Here is a 6,632-nt window from a genome sequence, read left to right as displayed (position 1 = left end):
AATAGCTACTCGATATGACAAGCTGAAAAGAAATTATCAAAGTTCTGTTGCTTTAGCCTGTATATTTTTATGGCTACCTTTATAGGGTTAATTATGAACAGTAAGTGTCAACAGACCCTAATAAAAAATCTTGCATAAACATGCAAGATTTTTCGGCTTTGAAAATGAGTGAACTCTAGAAATCAGATTTCCCACTCATGATTGCATTCACGGCATTTCCATTTCTTTTGGCTTTGCATGAAAGCCTGCATGGAAATTTTAAAATCAGGCAAATCTTTATAGAACATGAAGCCTGCGATCAGACAGATAATAAACACGATCACAGTAGCGGTCTGTAAAGTCGTACCTGCACCATCTCCAAAAATCCACATCGCGATGCTAATGATGACCAGCAGCAATAATACAAACAGGGCAGGCACCAGCATGATCAGGCTTTTAGGCACGACTGGGCGCGCCGCCGGTTGACCTGGCTGAGCAACGGGCATGATTTTTGGGCTTTGACATTTAGGGCAACGATATTGCATTACTACTCCAAAATTCTAAATTACTGATTATTTTATCGGAAGATACGCAAAAACCGAAATACCGCCAATATAAAACAGACAGACAATAAAAAACCCAAGTCACAATGCTTGGGTTTTTTATTAAGATGTTGCCATCTTGAATATGGCGTCCCTACGGGGATTCGAACCCCGGTTACCGCCGTGAAAGGGCGATGTCCTAGGCCTCTAGACGATAGGGACAAATGAGGCAAATACACAGGTAAAGCAAGACTTATTTGGTGGAGTCAAGGAGGATCGAACTCCTGACCTCTACAATGCCATTGTAGCGCTCTACCAACTGAGCTATGACCCCAGTCTGTGTGAGCGCTATATTATGGATATAACGCTCAGCCGTCAACTAAAAAATAAATTAAGCTTGATCAACTGCTTCATTTTTCGGCAGTTTCAGACTCTCATTCAGTTTTTCCCAAGCTTTTACTTCTTTCTTGCTAGGACCACCCACAACTTCCAGTGCATGGCGCAGGCGGGCAAAAGTCAGATCCGGACCAATGGTAACCATGGTCTGCATGACTGGGGTAGAAGCGGTTGAACCGGCAATGGCAATAAAGAACGCTGGCATAAAGTCACGTAATTTAATGCCCATCTGATTCGCCAAATCCATCAGCGTTTGGCTGACAGTGTCATTGTTCCAGGTGAACAGACTTTCCAGACGCCAGATCGCAAATTGCAGGCTTTGACGCACTTGTTCTTCAGAAAGTTTTTTGCTTTCGAACTGTTCTTTAGTCAAAGTCGGGAAATGGTTGAAATAGTGCGCTGACCAGTTCACTGCTTCAGACAGCAGATTGATCCGTGGTTGAATTGCAGCAGCGATTTCTTCCAGTTTGGCACGGTCTGCTTTCCAAGCCAGTAAGGTATCTAACAGTTCAGCAGGAGAGAGAGCTTTAATCCATTGGCCATTTAACCAGTTGAGTTTCTCAACATCAAAGATTGGGCCACCCAGAGAGACACGGTTAATGTCAAAGTGTTCAATCATTTCAGCCAAAGTGAATTTTTCACGCTCATCTGGCATTGACCAGCCCATACGGCCCAGATAGTTCAGCAATGCTTCTGGCAATACGCCGATATCTTTGTAGTAGTTAATTGAGGTCGGGTTCTTACGTTTAGACAGTTTTGATTTGTCCGGGTTACGCAGTAGCGGCATATGGCACAGGACTGGCATGTCCCAACCAAAGTATTTGTACAGCAACTGATGTTTTGGTGCAGATGGAATCCATTCTTCACCACGAATTACATGAGTAATTTGCATCAGATGGTCATCAACCACGTTTGCCAGATGATAAGTTGGCAGACCATCAGTTTTCAGCAGAATTTGCATATCGACTTGCGCCCATGGAATTTCTACTTCACCACGGAGCATGTCATTAAAGGTACATACCCCTTCAGTCGGCACTTTCATACGGATCACGTGCGGTTCACCAGCTGCCAGACGACGTGCCACTTCTTCTTTAGACAGTTTTAGACCGCGGCCATCGTAGCGTGGAGTTTCACCACGAGCCTGCTGTTCAGCACGCATTTCATCCAGTTCTTGCGCTGTTGCAAAACAGTAGAAAGCATGACCTTTATCTACCAGTTCTTCTGCGTATTTTTTATAGATGCTCATTCGTTCTGACTGACGGTACGGTGCATGTGGACCACCGACATCTGGGCCTTCTGACCAGTTCAGGCCTAACCAGCGTAGGGAGTCCAGAATCATTTTTTCAGATTCAGGAGTAGAACGCAGCTGATCCGTATCTTCAATACGAAGAATGAATTCGCCACCGTGCTGTTTGGCAAAACACAGGTTGAACAGGGCAATATAGGCAGTTCCCACATGCGGGAAACCGGTAGGAGAAGGTGCAATACGAGTACGAACAGTCATAACCGGATCTAATCTTAAATATAAAATTGCAGCTATTATAACGAAAAAGCCACATCACTTAATGCTTTATTCAACATTGAATGATGCGGCTTTTCAGGATGAGCAAAATATAACGAATGTGGAGAACTAAAACTAAGTCTTATGAATTGCTCGGAGAAAAAATACTTTGCACAAAACGGGTAAAGCGCAGGTTTTGAGCTGCAAAAAAGCTTTGGGTCGGATTTGATTTGAACGCAGTCAACGCTTTAAGTTCATCCTCGGTATGAAAAGCATTTTTATCAGCTTTATGTTGCTGAATTGCTTTTTCAATTGGTGAGGTTTTCACTTCAATTGCACTTACAGAGGCTTTAGGTAGCTCTGTTTTTACAACTACGGCATGGCCAAGTTGAATCGAGAACAGCATGATAAGACTTAGGATACTGGCTGTGAATATTTTAAATTTCATATCCAAACTTCCTCCTTGGCTCTGGTTAATCTTGTTTTGTTAAAAATGTTGTTATAATACTGGCTACAATCTAATCACATTCAGATATAAAAAAGTAGAACCAAGTCACATTTTTTACAAAAAACTAATATTTCTCTGTGGAAAATTACTAAATCTCAGAATTTCCACATTTAAGTTGCCTATTTGTAACAGATAACTGTGTAGAGATCGTGAAGAACTGTCTTATATTGTAGCAGGATATTAAATTTTTAGGGGAAAATGTATCCGAAATGAATTGTGAGCATATATATCAAAAATAGAATATGATTGGATAAAATATTATAAACACATGATTGTTAAGTAATTTTTTTGTTTATATAGTGCTGAGTAAATTAGCAATGAGTGCCCATCATGAAAAAGATAATAACTTCTACTATTTTAGTATTACTTGGCGGAAGTGCCATTCCTGGCTATGCTGCTAAAGACTTTCTCAATGTTTCCTATGATCCGACCCGTGAATTCTATCAGGAATATAACAAAGAGTTTGGCAAGTTTTGGAAACAGAAAACTGGGCAAGCGGTCAATTTCAAACAGTCGCATGGTGGTTCAGGCAAACAGGCACGCTCTGTGGTGGATGGTTTGCAGGCTGATGTAGTCACTTTGGCACTGGCCAATGACATCGAAGAAATTGTCAATGCAGGCTTAATTGAAAAGGGCTGGCAGAAAGAGTTCCCAAGTAATTCGGCTCCTTATACCTCTACGATTGTATTTCTGGTTCGTAAAGGCAATCCAAAACAGATTAAAGACTGGAATGACCTAACCAAACCAGGCGTTGAAATTATTACGCCAAACCCAAAAACTGGGGGTGCACCGCGCTGGATTTATTTGTCGGCTTGGGGTTATGCCTTGAAACAGCCGGGTGGTAATGATGCCAAAGCCAAAGAACTGGTGAAAAAACTCTATGCCAATGTCAAAGTACTGGATTCAGGTGCGCGTGGTTCCTTAACGACCTTTGCTGAACGCGGGATCGGCGATGTATTACTCTCTTGGGAAAATGAAGCGTTATTGGCTACGCAAGGACTGGGTAAAGATAAGTATGAAATTGTCTATCCTTCGATTTCCATTCTGGCTGAGCCTTCAGTGGCGATTGTCGACAAGACCGTAGATAAAAATGGCAACCGTAATTTGGCCAAAGGTTATTTAAACTATTTATATTCACCAAAAGGGCAGGAGCTGGCAGCGAAATACTACTTCCGTCCACGTAATGCCAAAGCAGCAGCAAAATATGCGGCGCAATTCCCAAAAATCCAGACTTTTACCATTGATAAAGTCTTTGGCGGCTGGGCAAAAGCGCAGAAAACCCATTTTGTGAATGGAGCGATCTACGATCAGATCTCTGCGGAAAACCGTAAATAATTCTAATTACTGAATCATAAGTAGAAAGCGGATAATTTATTATCCGTTTTTTTTATATCTAAAGCATAAAATGCTATAAAAATAGAATAAGCCTTTAATCTAGATATTTTTATTATATAAAACATGAAATTAAAACAAAAAATAACTAAATATTATCCTGTATGCACTTTGTTTGCTCAATTGCGAAAAATAATTTTATTTCATATAGTTATATCTAATGAAGATAATCTCCCGATGCTCTTATGAAAACTCAATTAAAATCACTGGTTAGTGCTGCCTTATTGGCAACAGGTCTGACATTTACTGCAACTGCGAGCCAAGCCGCGGATCGTGAATTCCTGAACGTTTCTTATGATGCAACCCGTGAATTCTATGACGAATTCAACAAATCTTTTGGTGCCTACTGGAAAAAACGAACCGGTATTGATGTGAACTTTAAACAGTCACACGGCGGTTCAGGTAAACAGGCCCGTTCTGTGGTCGACGGTTTAAAAGGTGATGTGGTTACCTTGGCATTGGCAAACGATATTGAAGAGATCGTAAGATCTGGTCAGATTCAGCCAGGCTGGCAAAAAGAGTTCCCGCATAATTCTGCACCTTATACTTCAACGATTGTCTTCATGGTGCGTAAGGGTAACCCTAAAGGAATTAAAGACTGGAAAGATCTGACTAAACCGGGTGTAGAAATTATTACACCAAATCCGAAAACTGGTGGTTTGCCACGTTGGGTCTATCTGTCAGCTTGGGGTTATGCAGAGAAACAGCCGGGTGGTAGCAAAGCCAAAGCCCAAGAATTTGTCGGCAAGCTTTATAAAAACGTCAAAGTGATGGACTCTGCTGCACGTGCATCGATGACCACATTTGCTGAACGTAATATTGGTGATGTGTTGTTAACTTGGGAAAATGAAGCCCTAGTAACACAAAAAACTCTCGGTAAAAATAAGTTTGATATCGTTTATCCATCTTTGACCATTCTGACTGAACCCTCTGTAGCCATCGTAGATCGTACCGTAGATAAAAATGGCAATAAATGGTTAGCTAAAGGTTATATCAACTATCTTTACTCTCCACTTGGTCAGGACATGGCAGCACGACATTTCTACCGTCCACGTAATGAGAAAGTATTAGCCAAATATTCATCACAGTTCCCAAAAATTAAAACCTTTACCATTGATGAAGTATTCGGTGGCTGGGCCAATGCACAGAAAACTCACTTTGTGAATGGCGCAATCTTCGACCAGATCTATAACTCGAAGCGTTAATCTGTTGATTAGAAAATAAATTTAAAATATAAAAAAGCTTCCTCGATGGAGGCTTTTTTATCGGCTGTCGAAAAATAAAAACGGTTTTCTCTATAGAAATTAATATTTATCTACAAAAAGTCGTTTGGAGCTTTAGCTAAACAGAGTGATAATGTGCAGTTAAATTTTTCGCCCTATTGATTGAGTTTTTATGTCACATATTTCTGTATTACTTCACGAAACGATTGATGCCTTACTGGCTGGTCGCAATACGGGAATTTATGTGGATGGAACCTTTGGCCGCGGTGGGCATACACGTTTATTGCTTTCCAAATTGGATGAAAATGCACGCGTCTACGCTTTCGATAAAGACCCGCAAGCATTGGCTGTTGCCGCAGAACTGGAACAGGAAGATTCACGTTTTAATATTATCCATGCCAGCTTCGCTGATTTAAAACAGGCATTAGCTGAGCAGGGGATTGAAAGTGTAGATGGTGTGATGGCTGACTTAGGGGTGTCTTCACCGCAGCTGGATCAGGCAGAACGCGGTTTTAGCTTTATGAAAGATGGTCCGCTGGATATGCGTATGGACAACTCGCAAGGTCCGACTGCAGCAGAATGGCTGGTGGATATTGAAGAAGAAGCACTGGCCAATGTGATTTTTCAGTATGGGGAAGAGCGTTATAGTCGTCGTATAGCCAAAGCGATCAAGGCTGCCGGATATATTGATACCACAGCCAAACTGGCGGAAATTGTGAAAGTTGCCCATCCAAAATGGGAAAAAAATAAACATGCTGCCACCCGAACTTTCCAGGCAATTCGTATTGCTATTAATAAAGAATTAGAAGATATTGAAACTTTCCTCCCTCAAGCGGTTGAAATTTTAAAACCAGAGGGACGTTTGGCTGTGATCAGCTTTCATTCATTAGAAGACCGGTTGATTAAACAGTTTATTCAAAAAGAATCAACGCTTGAAGAAGATTCAGGCTGGGGAATGCCGCAACAACAAAAGGATACGCGACGTTTAAAGAAAATCGCCCGGGTCAAGGCAAGTGATGAGGAAGTTAAAGCCAATCCTCGTTCACGTAGCGCATGGCTGCGCGTGGCAGAACGTTTAGCTTAATAGGCAC

Annotated in this window: 6 protein-coding genes, 2 tRNA genes and 1 pseudogene; 4 read left to right on the top strand and 5 right to left on the bottom strand. The window is 41.5% G+C overall.

Annotated elements, in window-relative coordinates; all coding sequences use genetic code 11:
• Positions 1-104, top strand: a pseudogene (locus tag FTV34_RS08055) (IS5/IS1182 family transposase); the annotation flags it as partial.
• A 78-nt stretch (positions 105-182) separates the two neighbouring features.
• On the opposite strand, the gene FTV34_RS08050 reads toward FTV34_RS08055, so the two are convergent.
• The 5 genes from FTV34_RS08050 to FTV34_RS08030 all read right to left on the bottom strand — a co-directional run bounded on the left by FTV34_RS08050 (position 183) and on the right by FTV34_RS08030 (position 2,866).
• Complete coding sequence (locus FTV34_RS08050) at positions 183-524, bottom strand: hypothetical protein (RefSeq protein WP_004787163.1); 342 nt, start codon at positions 522-524, stop codon at positions 183-185.
• Positions 525-667: 143 nt separating this feature from the next.
• Positions 668-743, bottom strand: a tRNA-Glu gene (locus tag FTV34_RS08045).
• Between the two features lie 36 nt (positions 744-779).
• Positions 780-855: transfer RNA gene (locus tag FTV34_RS08040), tRNA-Ala, on the bottom strand.
• A gap of 57 nt (positions 856-912) precedes the next feature.
• Positions 913-2,421: a glutamate--tRNA ligase gene (gltX, locus tag FTV34_RS08035; protein ID WP_180069888.1), complete on the bottom strand. Its 1,509-nt coding sequence runs from the start codon at positions 2,419-2,421 to the stop codon at positions 913-915.
• A gap of 139 nt (positions 2,422-2,560) precedes the next feature.
• Positions 2,561-2,866 (bottom strand): hypothetical protein, encoded by a 306-nt coding sequence (locus FTV34_RS08030; protein ID WP_180013405.1) that lies wholly within the window; start codon positions 2,864-2,866, stop codon positions 2,561-2,563.
• Between the two features lie 390 nt (positions 2,867-3,256).
• On the opposite strand from FTV34_RS08030, the gene FTV34_RS08025 reads away from it, so the two are divergent.
• From FTV34_RS08025 to rsmH, 3 genes are all read left to right on the top strand, one after another.
• On the top strand, positions 3,257-4,261 hold the full coding sequence (locus FTV34_RS08025; RefSeq protein WP_180069887.1) for a sulfate ABC transporter substrate-binding protein: 1,005 nt from the start codon (positions 3,257-3,259) through the stop codon (positions 4,259-4,261).
• 242 nt (positions 4,262-4,503) lie between these two features.
• Entirely contained in the window at positions 4,504-5,523 is a 1,020-nt protein-coding gene (locus tag FTV34_RS08020) for a sulfate ABC transporter substrate-binding protein (protein ID WP_004787154.1), read from the top strand.
• Positions 5,524-5,713: 190 nt separating this feature from the next.
• Positions 5,714-6,625: a 16S rRNA (cytosine(1402)-N(4))-methyltransferase RsmH gene (gene rsmH / locus FTV34_RS08015; protein WP_180069886.1), complete on the top strand. Its 912-nt coding sequence runs from the start codon at positions 5,714-5,716 to the stop codon at positions 6,623-6,625.
• The last annotated feature ends 7 nt before the right edge of the window (positions 6,626-6,632 follow it).

This window comes from Acinetobacter sp. YH16038 (genome assembly GCF_013417275.1).
GTDB lineage: Bacteria > Pseudomonadota > Gammaproteobacteria > Pseudomonadales > Moraxellaceae > Acinetobacter.
Note: the sequence above shows the minus strand (reverse complement) of the source record. Positions and strands in the feature narration are given on the sequence as shown.